Source organism: Stenotrophomonas maltophilia (genome assembly GCF_013464915.1).
Classification (GTDB): Bacteria; Pseudomonadota; Gammaproteobacteria; order Xanthomonadales; family Xanthomonadaceae; genus Stenotrophomonas; species Stenotrophomonas maltophilia_AT.
In genome coordinates this window covers 49498-71494 of sequence record NZ_RAVT01000032.1, presented here as the reverse complement: position 1 = coordinate 71494, position 21997 = coordinate 49498, and the positions used below count along the sequence as shown (strand labels likewise).

General features: G+C 68.7%; 19 protein-coding genes. 13 read left to right on the top strand and 6 right to left on the bottom strand.

The annotated features are described in order from the left end of the window. The first annotated feature begins 15 nt into the window (after positions 1 to 15). The 7 genes from D7T59_RS12295 to D7T59_RS12265 all read left to right on the top strand — a co-directional run bounded on the left by D7T59_RS12295 (position 16) and on the right by D7T59_RS12265 (position 8791). Positions 16 to 681, top strand: a complete 666-nt coding sequence (locus tag D7T59_RS12295) for a hypothetical protein (RefSeq protein ID WP_164136287.1) — start codon at positions 16 to 18, stop codon at positions 679 to 681. Between the two features lie 174 nt (positions 682 to 855). Continuing rightward, positions 856 to 948, top strand: coding sequence for a potassium-transporting ATPase subunit F (locus tag D7T59_RS12290; RefSeq protein WP_005407770.1), 93 nt, complete (start codon positions 856 to 858; stop codon positions 946 to 948). A gap of 12 nt (positions 949 to 960) precedes the next feature. Further along, positions 961 to 2670, top strand: a complete 1710-nt coding sequence (gene kdpA / locus D7T59_RS12285; RefSeq protein ID WP_180852485.1) for a potassium-transporting ATPase subunit KdpA — start codon at positions 961 to 963, stop codon at positions 2668 to 2670. Positions 2671 to 2680: 10 nt separating this feature from the next. Then, entirely contained in the window at positions 2681 to 4738 is a 2058-nt protein-coding gene (gene kdpB / locus D7T59_RS12280; protein ID WP_180852486.1) for a potassium-transporting ATPase subunit KdpB, read from the top strand. Beyond that, positions 4735 to 5385: a potassium-transporting ATPase subunit KdpC gene (gene kdpC / locus D7T59_RS12275; RefSeq protein WP_164136284.1), complete on the top strand. Its 651-nt coding sequence runs from the start codon at positions 4735 to 4737 to the stop codon at positions 5383 to 5385. Before kdpB ends, kdpC begins: the two co-directional genes overlap by 4 nt. 51 nt (positions 5386 to 5436) lie before the next feature. Beyond that, positions 5437 to 8097, top strand: a complete 2661-nt coding sequence (locus D7T59_RS12270) for a sensor histidine kinase (RefSeq protein WP_180852487.1) — start codon at positions 5437 to 5439, stop codon at positions 8095 to 8097. Beyond that, complete coding sequence (locus D7T59_RS12265; RefSeq protein WP_180852488.1) at positions 8078 to 8791, top strand: response regulator transcription factor; 714 nt, start codon at positions 8078 to 8080, stop codon at positions 8789 to 8791. Before D7T59_RS12270 ends, D7T59_RS12265 begins: the two co-directional genes overlap by 20 nt. 325 nt (positions 8792 to 9116) lie before the next feature. Here the strand turns inward: D7T59_RS12265 and D7T59_RS21345 are convergent, their stop codons facing one another. Genes D7T59_RS21345 through coaBC form a run of 3 tightly spaced genes read right to left on the bottom strand, consistent with a single transcriptional unit; the run spans position 9117 to position 13207 of the window. Next, positions 9117 to 11462, bottom strand: coding sequence for a phosphomannomutase/phosphoglucomutase (locus D7T59_RS21345; RefSeq protein ID WP_258013107.1), 2346 nt, complete (start codon positions 11460 to 11462; stop codon positions 9117 to 9119). A 12-nt stretch (positions 11463 to 11474) separates the two neighbouring features. Beyond that, positions 11475 to 11948, bottom strand: coding sequence for a dUTP diphosphatase (gene dut / locus D7T59_RS12255; RefSeq protein WP_005411999.1), 474 nt, complete (start codon positions 11946 to 11948; stop codon positions 11475 to 11477). Continuing rightward, entirely contained in the window at positions 11945 to 13207 is a 1263-nt protein-coding gene (gene coaBC / locus D7T59_RS12250; RefSeq protein WP_180852489.1) for a bifunctional phosphopantothenoylcysteine decarboxylase/phosphopantothenate--cysteine ligase CoaBC, read from the bottom strand. Before coaBC ends, dut begins: the two co-directional genes overlap by 4 nt. Before the next feature lie 228 nt (positions 13208 to 13435). Between coaBC and D7T59_RS12245 the strand changes: the two genes are divergently transcribed. From D7T59_RS12245 to D7T59_RS12230, 4 genes are all read left to right on the top strand, one after another. Beyond that, a complete protein-coding gene (locus D7T59_RS12245) occupies positions 13436 to 14062 on the top strand; it encodes a response regulator (protein ID WP_180852490.1) in 627 nt (208 codons plus the stop codon). A 70-nt stretch (positions 14063 to 14132) separates the two neighbouring features. Next, positions 14133 to 14837 (top strand): RadC family protein, encoded by a 705-nt coding sequence (gene radC / locus D7T59_RS12240; protein WP_099551475.1) that lies wholly within the window; start codon positions 14133 to 14135, stop codon positions 14835 to 14837. Positions 14838 to 14950: 113 nt separating this feature from the next. Next, positions 14951 to 16639, top strand: a complete 1689-nt coding sequence (argS, locus tag D7T59_RS12235) for an arginine--tRNA ligase (protein WP_010486900.1) — start codon at positions 14951 to 14953, stop codon at positions 16637 to 16639. 21 nt (positions 16640 to 16660) lie between these two features. Next, positions 16661 to 17566 (top strand): SPOR domain-containing protein, encoded by a 906-nt coding sequence (locus tag D7T59_RS12230; RefSeq protein WP_164136278.1) that lies wholly within the window; start codon positions 16661 to 16663, stop codon positions 17564 to 17566. A 168-nt stretch (positions 17567 to 17734) separates the two neighbouring features. Here the strand turns inward: D7T59_RS12230 and D7T59_RS12225 are convergent, their stop codons facing one another. Next, a complete protein-coding gene (locus D7T59_RS12225; RefSeq protein ID WP_180852491.1) occupies positions 17735 to 18487 on the bottom strand; it encodes an SDR family NAD(P)-dependent oxidoreductase in 753 nt (250 codons plus the stop codon). A gap of 145 nt (positions 18488 to 18632) precedes the next feature. On the opposite strand from D7T59_RS12225, the gene D7T59_RS12220 reads away from it, so the two are divergent. Then, positions 18633 to 19100, top strand: a complete 468-nt coding sequence (locus D7T59_RS12220; RefSeq protein WP_180852492.1) for a YehS family protein — start codon at positions 18633 to 18635, stop codon at positions 19098 to 19100. Here D7T59_RS12220 and D7T59_RS12215 read toward each other — a convergent pair. After that, positions 19069 to 19956, bottom strand: a complete 888-nt coding sequence (locus D7T59_RS12215; protein WP_180852493.1) for a LysR substrate-binding domain-containing protein — start codon at positions 19954 to 19956, stop codon at positions 19069 to 19071. The genes D7T59_RS12220 and D7T59_RS12215 overlap by 32 nt on opposite strands. A 143-nt stretch (positions 19957 to 20099) precedes the next feature. Between D7T59_RS12215 and D7T59_RS12210 the strand changes: the two genes are divergently transcribed. Next, a complete protein-coding gene (locus tag D7T59_RS12210) occupies positions 20100 to 21248 on the top strand; it encodes an MFS transporter (protein ID WP_219629759.1) in 1149 nt (382 codons plus the stop codon). Here D7T59_RS12210 and D7T59_RS12205 read toward each other — a convergent pair. Next, on the bottom strand, positions 21245 to 21943 hold the full coding sequence (locus D7T59_RS12205) for a TorF family putative porin (protein WP_180852495.1): 699 nt from the start codon (positions 21941 to 21943) through the stop codon (positions 21245 to 21247). The two genes, D7T59_RS12210 and D7T59_RS12205, sit on opposite strands and share 4 nt — an antisense overlap. Positions 21944 to 21997 lie beyond the last annotated feature (54 nt).

Sequence of the window (21997 nt, the reverse complement as noted above, 5' to 3'; positions counted from 1 at the left end):
ACCAGGGGAAAGGTCATGTCCCGAGTTCCTGCTGTCCTCTTCGCCGGCCTGCTGCTGGCCGTGCCGTTCACCGTACCGGCGCAGTCGCGCGACAGTGGCAAGGCGGAAAAGAAGCTGTACTGCTGGAACGAGGGCAAGGAGCGGATCTGCAGTGATTCGCTGCCGGCCGACGCGGTCAACCATGCCCGCGAGGAATTCAATGCGAGCACGGGCCTGCGCAATGCGCAGGTCCAGCGCGCGTTGACCGACGAGGAACGTGCCGCTGCCAGCACCGCTGCGCAGCAGCAACAGCTGGACCTGATGGCCGAGCAGACCCGCCAGCGCACCGAGCAGGCCATGTTGTCCACCTACGGCAGCGAAGCCGACCTGCGCCGGGTGTTTGCCGAGCGCCAGGAAGTGCTGGACAACAACCTGAAGACCGCCGAGTACAACGTCACCAGCCTGCGTGAGTCGCTGGTGGCGCTGCTGTCGGCGGCGGGAGACCGCGAACTGGCCGGCGGCAAGGTGGTCGACAAGCAGGCCGAGGCGATCCGCAAGCGGCATGCGCAGCTGCAGGCGCAGCAGCGCCTGCAGGCCGGGCTCGTGCTGCAGCAGCAGGCGTTGAAGGCCGAGATCGACAGTACCCTGCAGCGCTATCGCGAGCTGAAGGGCATGGCGCAGGCGGCGGCCCCGGCCGGCTGACCACGCTCCCACCGCCGGGCATGGCCCGGCGCTACCCGTCGTCCGGTTACGGCTTCGGGCGATGAATTTATGCACTTTTTACGCGTCGGCCCGGTCCGGCGCGTAGTGCGTTTATGGGGGGCAGGACGACGATGGCGGCCTGAGGTGGAGGGGTTCCACCAGGACGCTATTGCAATGTCCCCCTGGCTGTCGTTGTTGTGTGGCGTGCTGGTGCTGGTCGCCGCCGCCTATCTCCTTTATGTCGTGCTGCGGCCCGAGTCGTTCTGAGCGGAGCCTGCCATGACTGAGATGCTTGTGATTATTGCCGCCAGCCTGCTGCTGGCGTGGCCGCTGGGCCTGTACCTGGCACGCGTGATGCGCGGCACGCCGATGAAGGTCGACGTGCTGTTCAACTGGATCGAGAAGCCGCTGTACAGGGTGTTCGGCGTCGATCCATCGCGTGCCATGTCCTGGCGCGGCTATGTGCTGGCCTTCGTGCTGAGCAACGTGGTGGTCGCGGTGCTGACCCAGGCGGTGTTCATGACCCAGGCCTGGTTGCCGTTGAACCCGGACCAGATCCCGAACATGCGCTGGGACACCGCGCTGCACACGATGATCTCGTTCCTGACCAACACCAACCAGCAGCACTATTCGGGCCAGGCGCAGCTGTCCTACCTCTCGCAGATGACCGGCATCACCGGCCTGCAGGTGGTGACGCCGATGATGGGCCTGGCGCTGGCGGTGGCCACGCTGCGCGCGTTGTTCTCGCGAGCGCCGCAGGCTGCGGCGGCCACCGGGGCCGGCGATGACCGCCAGGTGGCGGTGGGCAACTACTACGTGGACGTGGTGCGCCTGTGCGTGCGCTTCCTGCTGCCACTGTGCCTGGTGTGGACGCTGGTGCTGACCAGCCAGGGCGTGCCCTCGACGATGGCCGGTGGCCCGCAGGCCACGCCGATCGATGCCAGCGCCGGCATGGCCCAGCAGAAACTGCCGCTGGGCCCGGTCGCAGCGATGGTCGCGGCCAAGCAGCTGGGCGCAAACGGCGGCGGCTGGTATGGCCCGAACAGCAGCTTCCCGCTGGAGAACCCGACCCCGCTGTCGAACGCGCTGGAAATCGTCGGCATCCTGCTGGTGCCGATGGCGGTGATCTTCATGATCGGCGCATTCACCGGACGCCGTCGCTTCGGCGCGCTGGTGTTCAGCTGCATGCTGGGCATGTCGCTGCTTTCCACCAGCGCGATGATGTGGAGCGAGGCCCATAGCGCCAGCGCCGCCACGCCGCTGCTGATGGAAGGCAAGGAAGTGCGTTTCGGCGCCGATGGCACGGCGCTGTGGGCAGCGGTGACCACCCAGGTCTCCAACGGCTCGGTCAACGGCATGCACGACTCGCTGGCACCGCTGAGTGGCGGCATCGCGATGGTCAACATGCTGGTCAGCGCGATCTGGGGCGGCATCGGCTGTGGCCTGCAGCAGTTCATCGTCTATCTGCTGCTGGGTGTATTCCTGGCCGGGTTGATGACCGGGCGTACGCCGGAACTGTTCGGCCGCAAGCTGGAGACGCCACAGGTGCGCCTGCTGGCGCTGCTCGTGCTGCTGCAGCCGATCACCCTGCTGGTGTTCACTGCGATCACCCTGGCCGTGCCCGGCCTGGCCGGCACCTCCAACCCCGGCTTCCATGGCATCAGCCAGGTGTTCTACGAGTATGTCTCGGCCTACGCCAACAACGGCTCGGGCTTCGAAGGGCTGGGCGACGCCACGCTGTGGTGGAACCTGAGCTGCTCGCTGGTGCTGCTGCTGGGCCGCTTCCCGCTGCTGATCATCCCGCTGATGGTGGCTGCACAGCTGGCCGCCAAGCGCCAGGCGCCGGAGTCTGCCGGCAGCCTGCAGATCGAAACGCCGACCTTCGCCCTGACCCTGGTCTCGGTGATCGTCATCCTGACCGTGCTGCAGTTCATGCCGGCGCTGGTACTCGGCCCGATCGCCGACCACCTGAGCCTGGGACTGCACTGAGGACACCGCAATGAGTACCCACGCAAGTTCAACCCGTAGTTCCCTCGCACCGCGCCCTGCCCTGCTGGATGCCGCAGGCCTGCGCCGTGCACTGGTCGAGGCGGTGCGCAAGCTGTCGCCGATGCATCTGGTGCACAGCCCGGTGATGGCGGTGGTGATGGCCGGCACGATCGTTGCCGCGATCGTCACCCTGACCGGCAATGCGCCGCTGGGCTTCGGCCTGGCGGTGACCGCGATCCTGCTGGTGACCGTGCTGTTCGGCAACTTCGCCGAAGCGGTGGCCGAAGCGCGCGGCCGTGGCCAGGCCGCTTCGCTGCGCCGCGCCCGCCAGGATCTGGTGGCACGCCGCCTGGCCGCGCCGCAGCCGGGTGCCGCGGAAAGCCAGGTGCCGGCCGCCGAGCTGCGCCCGGGCGACCATGTGATCGTCAGTGCCGGTGAACTGGTACCGGCCGATGGCGAGATCGTGCAGGGCCTGGCCACCATCAACGAAGCGGCCGTGACCGGCGAATCGGCACCGGTGCTGCGCGAGGCCGGCACCGATCGTTCCGGCGTGATCGGCGGTACCAAGGTGCTGTCCGACCAGATCATCGTGCGGGTGACCGCCGAGCCGGGCCACAGCTTCCTGGACCGGATGATCGCGCTGGTGGAAGGCGCCAACCGGCAGAAGACGCCGAACGAGATCGCGCTGACCCTGCTGCTGGCAGCGATGACGCTGACCTTCCTGGTGGTGGTGGCGACGCTGCCGGCCATTGGTGCGGCGGTAGGCGTGCAGGTTGACCCGCTGCTGCTGATCGCGCTGCTGGTGTGCCTGATCCCGACCACCATCGGCGGCCTGTTGCCGGCCATCGGCATCGCCGGCATGAACCGTGCGCTGGCCGCCAACGTGCTGGCCAAGTCGGGCAAGGCGGTGGAAGTGGCAGGCGACGTGGACGTGCTGCTGCTGGACAAGACCGGCACCATCACCTACGGCGATCGCCAGGCCAGCCACTTCCACCCGTTGGCCGGTATCGATGCCAGCCAGCTGCGTGAAGCGGCGCTGCTGTCCTCGCTGGCCGACCCGACTCCGGAAGGCAAGTCGATCGTGCGCCTGGCGCGCGAACAGGGGTGCGCCACCGCCGAACCGGACCATGCCGACTACCTGGCCTTCACTGCCCAGACCCGCATGTCCGGCGTCGACCTGGAACATGGGCGGCAGATCCGCAAGGGTGCCGCCGATGCGATCCGTGCCCACGTGCAGGCGCTGGGCGGCAACGTGCCTGCGGAACTTGCAGGTCGCGTCGAGCAGGTGGCACGCAACGGTGCCACCCCGCTGGTGGTGGCCGAGGGCCGCCATGTGCTGGGCGTGATCGAGCTCTCGGACGTGGTCAAGCGCGGCATGCGCGAGAAGTTCGCGCAGCTGCGGGCGATGGGCATCCGCACGGTGATGATCACCGGTGACAACCCGCTGACCGCCGCCGCCATCGCTGCCGAAGCCGGTGTGGACGACTACATCGCCGAGGCGCGACCGGAAGACAAGCTGGCGCGCATCCGCCAGGAGCAGGCCGGTGGCCGCCTGGTGGCGATGGTGGGCGACGGTACCAACGACGCCCCGGCGCTGGCCCAGGCCGACATCGGCCTGGCGATGAACTCCGGCACGCAGGCGGCGAAGGAGGCCGGCAACATGGTCGACCTGGACTCGGACCCGGCCAAGCTGCTGGCGGTGGTGGAAGTGGGCAAGCAGCAGCTGATCACCCGCGGCGCGCTGACCACCTTCTCGCTGGCCAACGACGTCTCCAAGTACTTCGCGATCCTGCCGGCGCTGTTCGCCGCTGCCGTTCCGACCATGGCCGCACTGAACGTGATGCAGCTGTCGAGCCCGCGCAATGCGGTGCTGGCGGCGCTGATCTTCAACGCCCTGGTGATTCCCGCACTGATCCCGCTGGCCCTGCGTGGCGTGCGCTTCCGCCCGGCCACCGCCACCGCGCTGCTGCGCCGGAACATGCTGGTGTACGGCCTCGGCGGCGTGTTGCTGCCGTTCGCGGCGATCAAGCTGATCGACCTCCTTCTTGTCCTGGTATTCGGCGCATGAACCGTTCTGCTTCCACTTCGTCTTCCTTGTCCCGTGAACCAAAGGCCGAGGCCCGCGTGGCCAGCCTGCAGGATGACGCCCGCTGGCGTCCGGCGATCGGCCTGGGCCTGGCCACCCTGCTGCTGGCCGGTGCGGTCTACGCCGGCATTGCAACCGGCTTTGCCGGCCTGGCATTCCCGGGACAGGCCGAAGGCAGCCTGCTGCGCGATGACAGTGGTCAGGTGCGCGGCTCGGCATGGCTGGCGCAGCCGTTCACCGGTGATGGCTACTTCCAGGCACGACCGTCAGCCGCCAACTACGACCCGATGGCCGCGGCCGGTTCCAACATGGCGCGCAGCAACCCGGCGCTGGCCGAGCGCGTCGCTGCCAGCACCGCTGCGGTGGCTGCACGGGAAGGTGTCGCGCCAGCGCAGGTTCCGGCCGACCTGGTCACCCAGTCCGGCGGCGGTCTCGATCCGCAGTTGTCGCCGGCCGCCGCACAGCTGCAGGTGGCGCGCGTGGCGCGTGCGCGAGGCCTGCCAGTGGAACGCGTGCAGGCGCTGGTGCAGGCGCATACCGAAGGCCGCCAGTGGGGCCTGTTCGGGCAGCCGCGGGTGAACGTGGTGACGTTGAACTTCGCACTGGACCATGCAGCCAAGGCACCGTGATGCTGGCCTGCACCGGCTGCGCGCACAATGGCGGCCATGACAGCGGCTCCCATGACTGATGCGCGTACCCGCCAGGCCGATGCCCTGGTCGAAGGCCTGCAACGCGAAGCCGGCGGCAAACTGACCGTGTTCCTCGGCGCGGCGCCGGGCGTGGGCAAGACCTACGCCATGCTGACCCGCGCGCAGGAACAGCTGCGCCGCGGCGTCGACCTGGTGGTCGGGCTGGTGGAAACCCATGGCCGTGCCGATACCCAGGCGCTGCTGGAGGGGCTGCCGCAGTTGCCGCTGAAGGACGTGGCCTACCACGGCCATGCCCTGCAGGAGATGGACCTGGATGCCGTGCTCGCACGGCATCCAGCGTTGGTGCTTGTAGATGAACTGGCCCATCGCAATGCACCGGGCAGCCGCCACGAACGGCGCTGGCAGGATGTGATGGAGCTGCTGGACGCCGGCATCGACGTCTGGACCACGGTCAACATCCAGCATCTGGAAAGCCTCAATGATGTGGTGATGCGCATCACCGGTGTGCGGGTCAGCGAGACCGTGCCCGATGTCGTGCTCGACCGCCTGCACGACATCGTGCTGGTTGACCTGCCGCCGCGCGAGCTGATCGCGCGCCTGCAGCAGGGCAAGGTCTATGTGCCGGAACAGGCCGCGCAGGCGCTGCAGGCGTTCTTCTCGCCGGCGAACCTGACCGCGCTGCGCGAACTTGCAATGCAGGAGGCCGCCGATCGCGTCGACAGCAGCCTGCGCGAGGCACGCGCTGCCCGTGGCGAGAGCAACCTGCCACTGCGCCGCGGCGTGCTGGTGGCGATCGACGGCGGCGGCCAGAGTGAATACCTGGTGCGCGTGGCGCGACGCATCGCCGAACGCCGCGACGCACCATGGACCGTGGTGACCGTGCAGGGACGACGCCAGGACGAGGCGACCCGGCGCGAGATCGATGCGGCCTTCGCCCTGGCACGGCGGCTGGGCGGCGACGCCGAGCTGTTGCACGGATCGAGCATCGCCGACGCCCTGCTCGACCACGCCGCGCACAACGGCGTGTCCACCCTGGTGCTGGGGCGGACCCGCGAGCGCCCGCTGGCACGGATGTTCAACCGAACGTTGACCCAGCAGCTGATCCAGCGCGGCGCGCATTACGAGATCACCATCATCAGCACCCCGCAGGCACGTGCACGCTCCCGCCGCGAGGGCCTGCTGCCACCGGTACGCGGCATCAGCTACGAGCCGGTGCAGGCGCTGATCGCCACCGCGCTGGCCTGCGCGGTGGCATGGCTGGCCGAACGCTGGGTCGGCATGGCCGACCTGTCGATGGTGTTCATCGTGGCGGTGGTGCTGGTGGCTGCGCGCACGCGCGCCAGCGTGGCGGTGATGGCGGCGATCCTGTGCTTCCTCGCCTACAACTTCCTGTTCATCGCGCCGCGCTTCACCTTCGCCATCGGTGCACGCCAGGGCGTGATCACCGTGTTCCTGTTCCTGGCCGCGGCACTGGTGGCCGGGCGCCTGGCCTCGCGCCTGCGCATGCAGGTGATCGCGCTGCGCGCGGCCAACCGCCATGCACGTGCGCGCCAGCAGCTGGGACGGCAGCTGGCCAGCGCGGCCGGCAATGGTGAAGTGGCGCAGGCCGGGCGCCTGGCGCTGGAACAGGCGATGGACGTTCCATCCTGGCTGCGGATCGGCGCCGACACTGCATCCGGTGGCCGTTCGCAGCCGGGCGATACCGATCTGGCCGCTGCCGACTGGGCGCTGCGCCATGGCCAGCCCAGTGGCCGCTTCACCGATACCCTGGCCGGCGCGCAGTGGTGGTTCCTGCCCCTGCTCGACGGCGAGGACCGCGCGATCGGCGTGGCCGGCCTGTACCTGCCCGGCGCGCAGGCGCGCCTGCTGCCCGAGCAACGGCAGCTGGCCGAAGCGATGGTGGATGACATCGCCCAGGCCGCGCTGCGCACCCGGCTGGTGGCCGAACTGGAGCAGGCGCACGTCAGCAACGAGACCGAGCGGCTGCGCTCGGCCCTGCTTTCCTCGGTGTCGCACGACCTGCGCTCGCCGCTGGCGGCGATGATCGGTTCGGCCGACAGCCTGGCAAGCTACGGTGCGGCGATGGACACGGCCGATCGCCGCGCCCTGCTGGACACCATCCTGGTCGAGGGCGAACGGCTGGACCGCTACATCCAGAACCTGTTGGACATGACCCGGCTTGGCCACGAAGGACTGAAGATCAACCGCGACTGGATCGGTGTGGACGAGCTGATCGGCTCGGCGGCGCGGCGCCTGCAGCGCTACCAGCCGAAGGTGCGGCTGGAGCTGGATATTCCCTCCACGCTGGCGCCGATCTGGGTGCACCCGGCGCTGGTCGAACAGGCGGTGTTCAACGTGATGGAGAACGCCGCCAAGTTCTCGCCGCCCGACGCCGCCGTGCAGGTGCAGGCGCGCGAGCTGGACGGCCAGCTGCGCATCGACGTGATCGATGCCGGCCCCGGCATTCCCGACGACGAGCGCGCGCGCATCTTCGACATGTTCTACAGCGTCGAGCGCGGTGACCGTGGCCGCCACGGCACCGGCCTGGGCCTGACCATCTGCCAGGGCATGATCGGCGCGCACGGCGGCAGCGTGCAGGCACTGCCCGGACGCGACGGTCGCGGTACCCTGATCCGCATCACCCTGCCCCTGCTCAAGCCAGCCTCCCACGATGAGCCCGACCCCGATTGATGCCAGCGTGCCGGCCGCGCGCGTGCTGGTGATCGACGATGAAACCCAGATCCGCCGGTTCCTGGACATCAGCCTGCGCGCGCAGGGCTACCAGGTACGGCAGGCCGCCACCGGCCAGGAAGGCCTGCAACTGGCGGCCAGCGAGGACATGGATCTGGTGATCCTGGATATCGGCCTGCCGGACATGGAGGGTCACGAGGTGCTGGAGCAGCTGCGGCAATGGAGCCAGGTGCCGGTGATCATGCTGACCGTGCGTGCCGGCGAGGCCGAGAAGGTGCGGGCGCTGGACACCGGCGCCAATGACTACGTGACCAAGCCGTTCGGCACGCAGGAACTGATGGCGCGGGTACGTGCGCTGCTGCGCACTCGCAGCGTGCCCAACGATGGCACGCCGCCGGTGTTCGACGATGGCCATCTGCATGTGGACCTGGTGCGCCGTGAAGTGGCGCTGGATGGCGAGCCGGTGGCACTGACCCGCAAGGAGTACGCGCTGCTGTCGCTGCTGCTGCGCAATGCCGGGCGGGTGGTGACCCAGCCGCAGATCCTGCAGGAGATCTGGGGACCGACCCACCAGCACGACACCCATTACCTGCGCATCCTGGTCGGCAAGCTGCGGCACAAGCTGGGCGATTCGGCGCTGGATTCGCGCTACCTGTTCACCGAACCGGGCGTGGGGTTGCGGTTCAAGGGGTGAGGGCGTGTCGACCAAGGTCGACACCTACCAACAGCTCCAGGCAATTGTCAGGGGTGGGGCGGTGTCGGAGTGCGGGGTGTCAGCCGCATGGGCCCTAGGCATGCCTCGGGCGGGTTGGGCAGGACGCCCAACCCCGGTCTTGCCGTGTGCGCAGGACTGCGCACACGAGCAAGCGGATGCCAAGGCTACATGGACGTACTTGCGGCGTCCCCGCACTTCGACACCGCCCCACCATCCCACGGAATGCCAGCTTCTGCCGTTGTCGCTGAGGTTGCCGGCCAGCGGCCGGCACTACCGCGGGTGCCGGGCGCAGCCCGGCCCCAGCTCAGAACCCCAGCGGGGTGTCGCCCAGCACCGGCTGCAGTTGGCTGCGGAACAGCGCCTGGATGCGTTCCAGCGCCACCTCGTCATTGCCCTCGAAGCGCAGCACCAGCACCGGCGTGGTGTTGGAGGCACGCACCAGCCCCCAACCATCGGGGAAGTCGACACGCAGGCCATCGATGGTCGACAGCCGGCCACCCACGTACGGGTTGTCCGGCGACTGCGCCGCTGCCACCAGCATCGCCACCAGCGCGTGCGGCGTACCTTCGGCCACCGGCACCTTCAGTTCCGGCGTAGCCACCATCTCCGGCAGTTCGGCCAGCACCTCGTCCGGGGTTTCCTCGCGCTGGGCCAGGATCTCCAGCAGTCGCGCGGCGGCATACAGGCCGTCGTCGAAACCGAACCAGCGCTCCTTGAAGAAGAAGTGGCCGCTCATCTCGCCGGCCAGTTCGGCATCGGTCTCGCGCATCTTCGCCTTCATCAGCGAGTGCCCGGTCTTCCACATCAGCGGGCTGCCACCATTGCGCAGCACGTGGTCGGACAGCTTGCCGGTGCACTTCACGTCGTAGATCACCATCGCGCCCGGGTTGCGCATCAGCACATCGGCGGCAAACAGCATCAGCAGGCGGTCGGCATAGATAATCCTGCCTTCGCCGGTGACCACGCCCAGGCGATCGCCGTCGCCATCAAAGGCCACGCCGAGGTCGGCGCCGAAGCGCTTGACCGTCTGCACCAGGTCTTCCAGGTTGGCCGGTTCGCTGGGGTCGGGATGATGGTTGGGGAAGGTACCGTCGACATCGCAGTACAGCGGGATGACTTCGGCGCCGATGGCTTCCAGCAGCTGCGGTGCGAGCGCACCAGCGACGCCGTTGCCGGCATCGGCCACGACCTTCAACGGGCGGTCCAGCTGCACGTCGTCGGCGATACGCTGGATGTAGTCGGCACTGACATCGCGCTGCTGGTAGTCGCCCGGCTCGGCCGCCTGCACCAGGCGACCCTCGACGATGCGCTGGTAGAGATCTGTGATGGCATCGCCGGACAGCGTCTCGCCGCCGATGACCACCTTGAAGCCGTTGTACTCGGGCGGGTTGTGACTGCCGGTGACCGCCACGCAGGTGCCGGTACGCAGATGGAAGGCGGCGTAATAGACGACCGGGGTCGGTGCCAGGCCGATGTCGATCACCGCGCAACCGGTGCGACGCAGGCCCTCGGCCAATCCCGCCGCCAGTTCCGGGCCGGACAGACGGCCATCACGGCCGATCACCACCTCGCGCAGGCCCTGTTCCAGCGCCACGGTGCCGATGGCCTGGCCGATCAGCGCGGCGGTCTTCGGCGTCAGTTCGCTGCCGACCACGCCACGGATGTCATAGGCGCGGAAGATGCCGGCGGCCAGTTCCCCGGCCGGGACCGGCGGTGGCGGCGGTGGCGCACTTTCCTCGGCGCTGGCAGCGGCCACCGGCGGCGGCGCCATCTGCAGGCTCTCGCTCAGCGTCGGGCCGTGATCGGCTTCGGCCGCAGCGGCGCGACGCGGCAGCGGCAGGGTCTTCGGCAAGCGGCCGCGACCGACCACCAGCAACACGGCGACAAAGGCCAGCAGCAGCGCGACGATGGCACTGGCCAGCGATCCCAGGCCCAGTGGACCGGCTTCGACGTTGGGTACGGCCGCCACCAGCCGCAACGGCGTGCCCGGAACCGGGCGCGCCAGCGCTTCGGCGCTCTCGGCCAGGCCGGCGTCGCCCTGGGCCACGAGGTCATGCGCGCCTTGGCGCAGGCCGAGGAAACCGGTGGACGGGGCGCTCACCTGGTCCAGCGGCGAGGTCAGCCGCAGCAATGGCTGGCGCACGTAGAGCACGGCCGGGCCAAGGCTGCCCAGCTGCACCGGTGCCGCCAGACCAAGTCGATTGCCACCTGCATCGCGCACCACGCGCAGGCCCGGCTTGCCCTCGGCCAGCGCTTCTTCCAGCAGGGCCAGGCGTGCATAGCCGAAGGTGGCCGGGTCGGCATAGGCCGTGGCCAGATCGGCGCCCAGCACTTCAACCTGCTCCACCCCGGTCCAGCTCTCGCGTACGGCCAGCGCTGCCGCGGCGGCGTCACCGGCCTGCAGTGCCTGCTGCACGCGTTCGCTCTTCAACTGCTGCTGCAGCTGCTTCAGCTGGCCGGCAGCCGCCTCCTGCAGGCCCTGCACGGCCTGGTCACGCGCTTCTTCCAGCGCCTGGCCATTGGCCTCCTGCCGCCATTGCTGCACCGCGCTCCATCCGAACCAGCCGGCGAGCAGAACCAGCAGCACCCCCAGCAGTGGCGCACTGCGTCCCAACGACCGTTCCCGCTGCCCTTCCCCGATGCCGCTCATCAATGTCCCCCGTCAACGCACCCCGGTATGGCCGAATCCACCCGTTCCCCGCACGCTGTCGGTGAAAGTATCCACCACCTGCAGGCTGACGCGGGCAATCGGCACGACCACCAGCTGCGCGATGCGATCGCCCGGCTCGATGGTGAAGGCCTCGCGGCCACGGTTCCAGACACTGATCAGCAACGGGCCCTGGTAGTCGGCGTCGATCAGGCCGGTGCCGTTGCCCAGCACGATGCCGTGGCGATGGCCGAGCCCGGAACGCGGCAGGATCACCGCGCACAGGTGCGGATCGGCGATATGGATGGCCAGGCCGCTGGGTACCAGCGCGGTGTCGCCCGGCTGCAGGGTCAGCGCGGTATCCAGCGCCGCGCGCAGGTCCATGCCGGCGCTGGCTTCGGTGGCGTAGGCCGGCAGCGGCCAGCTGTCGCCGAAACGCGGATCGAGCAGCTTGACCTGCAGCGGTTGGGAAGTGAAAGCCTGGGTCATGCCTGGAGTCTCCGCGCGATCAGCGCCAGCAGTTGTTCGGCCAGCTCGCGCTTGGAGGTGGCCGGGAATACCTGTTCACCGTCCTGCCAGAAGGCCGTGGCGGCGTTGTTGTCACTCTCGAAACCGCCACCGCTGATGCCGACCTGGTTGGCGATCACCAGGTCCAGGCGCTTGTCGACCAGCTTGCCACGCGCATATTTCTCCACGTCGTGGGTTTCGGCGGCAAAGCCGACCACCAGCTTCAGCGACTGCGTCTGTGCAGCGACCTCGGCGAGGATGTCCGGCGTCCGCACCAGTTCGATCACCAGCGACTGGCTGTCGGCGGTCTTCTTCAGCTTCTGCGGCGCGACCTGGCGCGGTGTGTAGTCGGACACCGCGGCGGCACCGATATAGATGTCGGCCGGCAGCGACTTCAGCACGGCATCGCGCATCTGCGCGGCCGAGCGCACGTCCACGCGCTGCACCCCGGGCGGCGTCGGCAGCTGCACCGGGCCGCTGACCAGCACCACCTGCGCACCCATCGTGGCGGCGGCAGCGGCAAGGGCGAAGCCCATCTTGCCGCTGCTGCGGTTGCCGACGTAGCGCACCGGATCGATGTCTTCATAGGTCGGGCCAGCGCTGATCAGCAGGCGCAGGCCCTGCAGCGCGCGGGTTTCCGGTGCGGCAACCGCCGCCGTGGTACTGCCATTGGCGGCCAGCGCGGCGACGATGTCGCCCGGTTCGGCCAGGCGGCCGGGACCGGATTCGCCTTCGGCCAGCGGACCGTCGACCGGACCGATCACCTGCGCGCCGCGCTGGCGCAGCAGGGCGATGTTGGCCTGGGTGGCCGGATGCAGCCACATGCGGTGGTTCATCGCCGGGCAGATCGTCAGCGGCGCGGTACTGGCCAGGCACAGGGTGCTGACCAGATCATCGGCGTGGCCCTGGGCCAGCCGGGCCAGCAGATCGGCGGTACCCGGGGCGACCACGATGCGGTCGGCCCAGCGGGCCAGCTCGATGTGGCCCATGGCCTGTTCGGCAGCACTGTCCCACAGCGTGGTGCGGGTGGGCTGCCCGGACAGGGCCTGGAAACTGAGCGGAGTGACGAACTGCTGGGCACCGGCGGTCATCGCCACCTGCACCTGGGCACCGGCGTCGCGCAGGCGCCGCACCAGTTCCAGGGCCTTGTAGGCCGCAATCCCGCCTCCGACGCACAACAGCAGTTTCTGACCTTCCAGCGCGCGGGCCGGCGCGGGGGAAGCGTTGGGGGAGTCAGCCACCTGGAATTCCTGTGCAAACGAGGGCGCTAGCTTACCCGATGGTCGGTAATGTCCCGGTGCACGGTGCACATAGCGGGCGGCTATCAGCAGATGGATTCCGCCCAGGCTGGGCGGGAATTCAACCGGCATCGATTTCGGACCTTTCCTATACCTCTGCAGGCCAGTGCTTTTGCAGAATCAGGCCCTGGCTGCCGCACACGGTGGCCGGTTCGATCTCCGAGGAGCCACGTGCGCCCACGCATCATCATCGCCGACGACCATCCCGTGGTCCTGCACGGCATCCGCATCGTGCTGCAGACCCACCTGATGGACATCGTCGGCAGCGCCCGTGACGGCGCCGAGCTGCTGCAGATGGTCGACCATCGCCCATGCGATGCCGTGCTGACCGACCTGTCGATGCCGGGCACCGGCCCGGATGGCCCGGAACTGATCGATGCGCTGCACACCCGCTACCCCGGGCTTCCGGTGGTGGTGCTGACCGGCGCGCGCCATCCCGGGCTGCTCGATGGCCTGCTGCGCGATGGCGTCAACGGCCTGGTCGACAAATGCGCCGATTTCTCCGAACTGCCGCAGGCACTGAATGCCGCGCTTGTCGGGCAGGTGTTCGTCTCCCAGCAGCTGCGCCACCACCTGCAGGCCCGCGACCTGCTGTTCCCACGCGAACCGGCGCCGTTGTCGGCACGCGAGCAGGAAGTGCTGGAGCTGCTGGCGGCTGGTCTCAACGTGAACGAAGTCGCCGAGCGCTGTGGGCGCAGCCCGAAGACGATCAGCCGGCAGAAGGCCGAGGCCAAGCGCAAACTGGGCCTGCAGAACAACCAGGAGCTGTTCGACTACCTGCAGACCCGGCGCGGCTGAGGCAACCTCCGACCCCGGTCCGCGGCGTACCCCGATGGGAGCCATCGCCAGGACTGGCGATGATGGGTCCATGCCCATCCATGACTGGCCCGAACAGGAACGCCCCCGCGAGAAGTTGATCGCGCGCGGGCCCACGGCACTTTCCGACGCCGAACTGCTGGCGCTGTTTCTCGGCTCCGGGTTCGGTGGCCGCGATGCCGTGCAGACCGCGCGCGACCTGCTGCAGGCGCACGGCCCGTTGCGGGTGCTGCTCGACCGCCCCGCCGCCGAACTGGCCCGCCTGCCCGGGCTCGGCCCGGCACGCAGTTGCACGCTTGCTGCCGGGCTGGAGCTGGCCCATCGCTATCTGGCGGCCGAGCTGGAACACGGCGAGGCCGTAGGCAACAACCCGGCGGCGGTCGGCCGCTACCTGCAGCACCGGCTGCGTGGCCAGGCCCGCGAGGTCTTCATGGCCCTGTTCCTGGACAACCGCCACCGCCTGATTGCCTGTGAAGAGCTGTTCCACGGCACCATCAACGCCGCCCCGGTCTACCCCCGCGAAGTGGTGCGGCGCGCCCTGCTGCACAACGCGGCGGCGGTGATCCTCAGCCACAACCACCCGTCCGGCGACCCGGAGCCTTCCAGCGCCGATACCCGCATCACCGACGAACTGCAGCAGGCGCTGGCAATGGTGGACGTACGCCTGCTGGACCATTTCGTGGTTGGCGAGGGCCGTCCCGTTTCGTTTGCTGAACGAGGCCTGCTGGCCCAACTCCAACCCCGCCTGTTCGGCTGAGCGCGGCCCGGCAAGGGCCATCGGCCGCCCCCACTGGCATGTTCTGGTCAGCGTGGGCGCGGGTATCTGCGCTAAAATGGGCGATTCCGCCGCTCATTCTCACAGCAGGCCTCGTGAAAAATCTCCTCCGCGCCCTGATCAGCCAAGGCATCGAAGCCTTGCGCGCCAATGGCACCCTGCCCGCCGACTCCCTGCCGCCGGACTTCGTGGTCGAGCGCCCGAAGACCCGTGACCACGGCGACTTCGCCACCAATGCCGCGATGCTGCTGGCCAAGGCCGCGCGCAGCAATCCGCGCGCACTGGCACAGGCGCTGGTCGAGGCGCTGCCGCGCAGCGAGGACGTGAGCAAGGTCGAGATCGCCGGCCCCGGCTTCATCAACTTCCACCTGGCCCCGGCCGCGTACCAGCGCGAAGCCGCTTCGGTCATCAAGGAAGCCCACGACTACGGCCGCAACCTGTCCGGCAATGGCCGCACGGTGGGCGTGGAGTACGTGTCGGCCAACCCGACCGGCCCGCTGCATGTCGGCCATGGCCGCGCGGCGGCAATCGGCGACTGCGTGGCGCGCGTGCTCGATGCCAACGGCTGGAACGCCAAGCGCGAGTTCTACTACAACGACGCCGGCGTCCAGATCGAGAACCTGGCACTGTCCACCCAGGCACGGATCAAGGGCATCGCGCCGGACCAGGACGGCTGGCCGGAAGGCGGCTACCGCGGCGAATACATCGCCGACGTCGCCCGCGCCTACATGGCCGGCGCCAGCGTCGACCTGGAAGGCAGCACCGTGGTTGGCGCCAAGGACCCGGACGACATGCAGGCGATCCGCCGCTTCGCCGTGGCCTACCTGCGCAACGAGCAGAACCTGGACCTGGCTGCGTTCGGTGTCGACTTCGACATCTACTTCCTGGAAAGCTCGCTGTACGCCGACGGCAAGGTGGCCGAAGCGGTGGCCAAGCTGCAGGCCTCGGGCCACACCTACGAGGAAGGTGGCGCGCTGTGGCTGCGCAGCACCGACTTCGGTGACGACAAGGACCGCGTGATGCGCAAGTCCGACGGCACCTTCACCTACTTCGTGCCGGACGTGGCCTACCACCTGTCCAAGTGGCAGCGTGGCTACGAGCGCGCGATCACCGAGCTGGGTGCCGACCACCACGGCTCGCTGGCCCGCGTTCGCGCCGGCCTGCAGGCGATGGAAGTGGGCATCCCGCAGGGCTGGCCGGAATACGTGCTGCACCAGATGGTCACCGTCATGCGCGGCGGCGAGGAAGTGAAGCTGTCCAAGCGTGCCGGCAGCTACTTCACCCTGCGCGACCTGATCGAGGAAGCCGGCCGCGATGCGACCCGCTGGTTCCTGATCGCGCGCAAGCCCGATTCGCAGCTGACCTTCGACATCGACCTGGCCCGCCAGCAGAGCAACGACAACCCGGTGTTCTACGTGCAGTACGCGCATGCCCGCGTCTGCAGCCTGCTGCGCCAGGCGCAGGAGAAGGGCCTGGTGTACGAACAGGGCAACGGCCTGGCCAACCTCGGCCGCCTGGCCGACGACGCCTCGCTGCTGCTGATGAACGAGATCTCGCGGTATCCGGAAGTGGTGGAAGCGGCCGGCGTGGCGCTGGAACCGCATCTGGTGGCGCAGTACCTGCGTGAATTGGCGCACGCGTTCCACACGTGGTATCACGGGACGCCGGTGCTGGTGGATGACGCCGCCGACCGCAACGCCAAGCTGACCCTGGCCTGTGCGGCGCGCCAGGTACTGGCCAATGGCCTCGAACTCCTGGGCGTCAGCGCCCCGGAAAAAATGTAAGCATCAGGAGACGCAGTACACATGGCAGCACGACGCGGCAAAAGCCAGGCACGACGCAACAGCGGCAGCCAGGGCACACCCGGATGGGTGTGGCTGGTTGCCGGTGTAGCGATCGCGGCCGTGGTGTTCCTGGCGGCGCCGAACCTGTTCAAGGGCGAGGGCGATGGCTTCCTGCGCGCCGGTCCGCAGCCGAACCCGAACGCGCAGCCGGCCCCGGTCGCAGATGCCGACAGCGATGTCGGCACCCAGCCGGCCGCGCAGCCGGCTACGCCGAAGCCGGCCGAACCGGAAAAGCCGGCCGCCACCCAGTACGACTTCTACACCCTGCTGCCGGGCAAGGAAGTCGAGATGTCCGACGCCGAACTGGCCGCCAGCGCACGTGCCGAAGAGCAGCGCCGGGCCAAGGCCGAAGCATCACGCGCGCAGGCTGCGCTGGAAGGCAAGCCGGTTCCGCCGGCGACCACCACCGCACCGGCACCGGCGGCCACCGCCAGCGTGTCCAGCACCGCGCAGGTGACCGCCACCAGCCGCCCGCTGCCGGCACCGCTGAGTGAACGTCCGGCCGCGGCAACGCCGCCAGCCAGCACGGCCCCGGCCTCGACCAGCACCGCCGCGGCCACTCCGGCAGCGCGCACGGAAACTGCACCGGCAACGGCGGGTACCCCGGCCGCTGCCGCACCGGCGGCCGCCGACAACGCACGCTACATCCTGCAGGCAGGCGCCTTCGGTGCCTCCGGCGATGCCGAAGCGACCAAGGCCAAGCTGGCGATGATGGGACTTGCCGCACGCGTGGAGTCGGCACAGATCAACGGCAAGACCGTGTACCGCGTGCGCATGGGACCGTATGGCAGCGCTGGCGAACTGTCTGAAGCCAAGCAGAAGCTGGATGGCACCGGCCTGCAGGCGATGGCGATCAAGGCGCAGTGATCTGTCGGATCCAAATGGAAAAAGCCGGGCATTGCCCGGCTTTTTTTTGTCTGTGTAGAGCCGAGCCCACGCTCGGCTTCTGTTGAAAGCAGCCGAGCATGGGCTCGGCTCTACAAACGGCAAAAGCAGCCGAGCATGGGCTCGGCTCTACAGGACGCACGGCGCGGGTCAGCCTTCGCGGGCGACCTGGAAGCCGGCAAACGACTGGCTGACCGGCATCAGTTCCAGGCGATTGATGTTCAGGTGCGGCGGCAGCGTGGCCACCCAGAAGATCTGCTCGGCGATGTCCTCTGCGGTCATCGGGTTGGCGCCGGTATAGAGCTTGTCCGACGCAGCCTGGTCGCCATGGGTACGCACCACGGTGAACTCGGTTTCGGCCATGCCCGGCTCGATCGTGGTCACGCGCACGCCGGTACCGTGCAGGTCCGAACGCAGGCCCAGCGAGAACTGGCTGACGAAGGCCTTGGTGCCGCCATAGGCATTGCCGCCCGGGTACGGGTACACGCCTGCCACCGAGGAGATGTTGATGATCGCGCCCTTGCGCTCGACCAGCAGCGGCAGCAGGCGATGGGTCAGGGTCACCAGGGCGGTGATGTTGGTGTCGATCATGGTGGTCCAGTCCGACAGCTTGGCGCTCTGCGCCGGCGCGGTGCCCTGGGCCAGGCCGGCGTTGTTGACCAGCAGGTCGATGTCACCGAAGGCCGGCGGCAGCGCCAGCAGCGCGGCTTCCATCGCGATCGGATCGCGGATGTCGAAGGCGGCGGCATGCACTACGTCCTTGCCGTAGCGGTCGACCAGCGGCTGCAGGCGCTCGCCGCGGCGGCCGGTGGCGATCACCTTCCAGCCCGCCTGGGCGAAGCGGTGGACGGCGGCGGCGCCGAAGCCGGACGTGGCGCCGGTAATCAGGACAGTGCGGGTCATCAGGCAACTCCAGGGGGAAACCAGACCCCCATTCTGGCATCGTCGGTTGGCCGCTGTGTTGCCGGATCAGCCAGATCCGGGGTCAGATCCCTCTGCTCGGCACAGGGATCCGAACCCAGCTGCAGGGTGGCCGGTACAATGGGCCATGATCAACAACGATGTCCTGCGCAGCGTGCGCTACTCCCTGGACCTGGGCGACCACCACGTGGTGACCCTGTGCCAGATGGCCGATCCGGCCTTCGCCGTGGATGCCGAACAGGTGAAGGCCTGGCTGCGCCGCGAAGATGAAGCCGGCTTCGAGGCGATGAGCGACAGTGCATTGGCGCACTTCCTGGATGGCCTGATCGTGCACCTGCGTGGCCGTGACGAGAGCCAGCCCCAGCGCGCGGTGGAAACCCGCATCGACAACAACCTGGTGCTGAAGAAGCTGCGCGTGGCATTCCAGTTGCGCGACGTGGACCTGATGGAGATCTTCGCCAGCGCTGGCTTCAACGTCTCCAGGTCGGAAGTCGGCGCGCTGTTCCGCCAGCCTGGCCATGCCAACTACCGGCGCTGCCTGGACCAGATGCTGCGCAACTTCCTCAAGGGTCTGAGCCTGCGCCTGCGCGGCTGAGCACGGCGTCCACGAATGCCCGTGCCGCGGGCGTCGGCAGCCGTTGCCAGGCCAGATGCACACGACGGGTCGGGGTCGGCTGCAGCGGAATCCGCACCACGCCTTCAAAGCCTTCGGCGATCAACGCCGGCACGATGCCGACCGCCAGCCCATGGCGGACGAAGCGCTCGACCAGTTCCATCAGATTGACCTCGAAGCGCACCGTGTGCGGCAGTCCGACGGCAGCGAACGCATCGTCGGTCTGCCGGCGTGCACCGGTACCGCGCGGGAAGTCGACCAGCGCTTCATCCTGCAGCGCGGTCAAAGGCAACCGTTTGCGCCGGGCCAACCGATGCGAGGGGGCCAGCACCGCCACCAGGTCTTCTTCCTGCAGCATCCTGTGGCAGACCCCGTCCAGCGCCGCAGAGGGCGCCAACCCCACCAGTGCCACGTCCAGTTCGCGCGACTGCACCTGTGCGATCAGGTCCTCGCTCTTGTCCACCCGCAACTGGAACTCCACCTGCGGGTGCACCTGCTGGAAGGCGGCCAGCATCGCCACCACGTCAATGCCGGTCAGCGAGGAAATCTGCCCGATCGCCAGCAGCCCGCGCACCTCGCCACTCACCGCCGCCACGTCGGCGCGGAGGTGGCGCAGGCTGGCCAGAACCTGCCGCGCATGCACCAGCATGGCCTCGCCAGCGGCGGTCGCCCGCACCTGGCGCGGCAGGCGTTCAAACAGCGGCGTGCCCAGTTCCTGCTCCAGTCCGGCGATCTGGTGGCTGAGTGCGGACTGCACCACGTGGCAACGTTCTGCGGCACGGGTGAAATTACCTTCCTCGGCAAGGGCAACGGCAAACTCGAGCTGCTTGAGGTTCACCCAACTATCTCGTTTTCAGATGGTAGGGATGATGATGATTCATTTCCATCATCACTGCAGCAGGCGGACACTGTGCAACCCGCATCCTGGAATGCCACGTGAGCCCCACCCTTCCCCCTCTGCACCGCTGGCAGGTGCTGTTGATGTCGATCGCTACCGGCGTGGCGGTGGCCAGCAACTACTATGCGCAGCCACTGCTTCACACCATCGCCGATGCCTTCGGCGTGCCGTTCGGCCAGGTCGGCATGGTGGTCACCGCCGCGCAGCTGAGCTACGCCGCCGGGCTGATCCTGCTGGTGCCACTGGGTGACCTGTTCGAGCGCCGCCGCCTGATCGTGGTGATGAGCCTGCTGTCGGCCGGCGGCCTGGTGATCAGCGCCTGCGCTCCATCGCTCACCTGGCTGCTGGTGGGCACCGCGATCACCGGCCTGTTCTCGGTGGTGGCGCAGGTGCTGGTGCCGTTCGCGGCCACCCTGGCTGCCCCCGAGCATCGCGGCCGCGTGGTCGGCACGCTGATGAGCGGCCTGCTGCTGGGCATCCTGCTGGCGCGCACCGTCGCTGGCCTGCTGTCCAGCCTGGGCGACTGGCGCCTGGTGTACGCGATCGCGGCCGGCATCCTGGTGGTGACCGCACTGGCGCTGCAGCGCGGCCTGCCGCGTTTCCACCACAGCGCCGGCCTCGGCTACTTCGCACTGCTGCGCTCGATCGGCGTGCTGTTCGTGGAGGAACCGGTGCTGCGCCAGCGTACCCTGCTGGGCGCCTGCAGTTTCGCCATGTTCGCGATCTTCTGGACACCGCTCGCCTTCCTGCTGGCGCAGCCGCCCTACGCCTACAGCGACGCCACCATCGGCCTGTTCGGCCTGGTGGGTGCGGCCGGCACGCTGGCCGCCGGCCTGGCCGGGCGCATGTCAGACCGTGGCCAGACCGGTCGCGCCACCGCCATCGCACTGCTGCTGTTGCTGCTGTCGTGGCTGCCGCTGGGGCTGTCCGCACACTCGCTGCTGGCACTGCTGGTGGGCGTGGTGGTGCTCGACCTGGCCGCGCAGCTGCTGCACGTCAGCAACCAGAACCTGATCTATGCGCTGCAACCGGCGGCACGCAATCGCCTCAATGCCGGCTACATGACCGGCTACTTCATCGGCGGTTCGCTGGGTTCGCTGCTGTCGGCACAGGTCTACCAGCGCTTCGGCTGGACCGGCGTCTGCGTGGCCGGTGCTGCCGTGGCCGTGCTGGCGCTGCTGCTGTGGCTGCCCGGCGCGCTGCGTGCACGCCAGGCTTCGATGGCCGGTTAGAAGCTGCCCTGCAGCGCCAGCTCCCATCGCCCACCGGCGTTGCCGGGGAACAGGCGCTTGGCTGCATTGTCCGTGTCATGCACGGTGGCACGCAGCTCCCACGCCGGCGTGAGCGTGGCAATGGCACTGAGCTGGCCATGCAGGTAATCCGGTCCCTGTGCGCTGGCCAACCAGTACTGGCCCACCGCCGCTTCCAGACGGAAGCGCTCGTGCAGCGGCACGCGCATACCGAACTGGGCATAGGTACCACGATGGCCACCGGCCAGTGCATCGTTGGAATGAGCGACCTGCAGCCAGGCGCGCTGCTTCCAGGTCAACGTGGTGTTGAGTTCGGTCCAGTCCAGCGCGCGGCCGGTGCCCGGATACAGGTAGCGCGTCAGGTTGGCGTCCAGCGTCCAGTCCGTGGCCAGTGCGCCCGACCAGCCAGCGACCAGATCGAATTCGCTGCGCGCGCCGTTGTCTGGTTTGAACGAAACATTGGATCCCCACACGCTGGCGTACCAGCCCGATGGGATCGAGACCTTCGCGCCCGCCTGTACGGCCGGGTCGCCATCGCTCTGCGAGCTGCCACGCCACACGTAATCGCTGGTCAACGCCATGCTGCCGCTCACCTGCGCCTGTGCCTGCGCACTGCCGATGCCGAGCAGCCCTGCCAGCGCGGCCACCGCCGCCGCCATTGTCCCCTTGCTGTTCACTGCACTGTATTCCTCGTCGAAGACGGTCTGGCCGCCGGGACGGCAGTGTCGGGG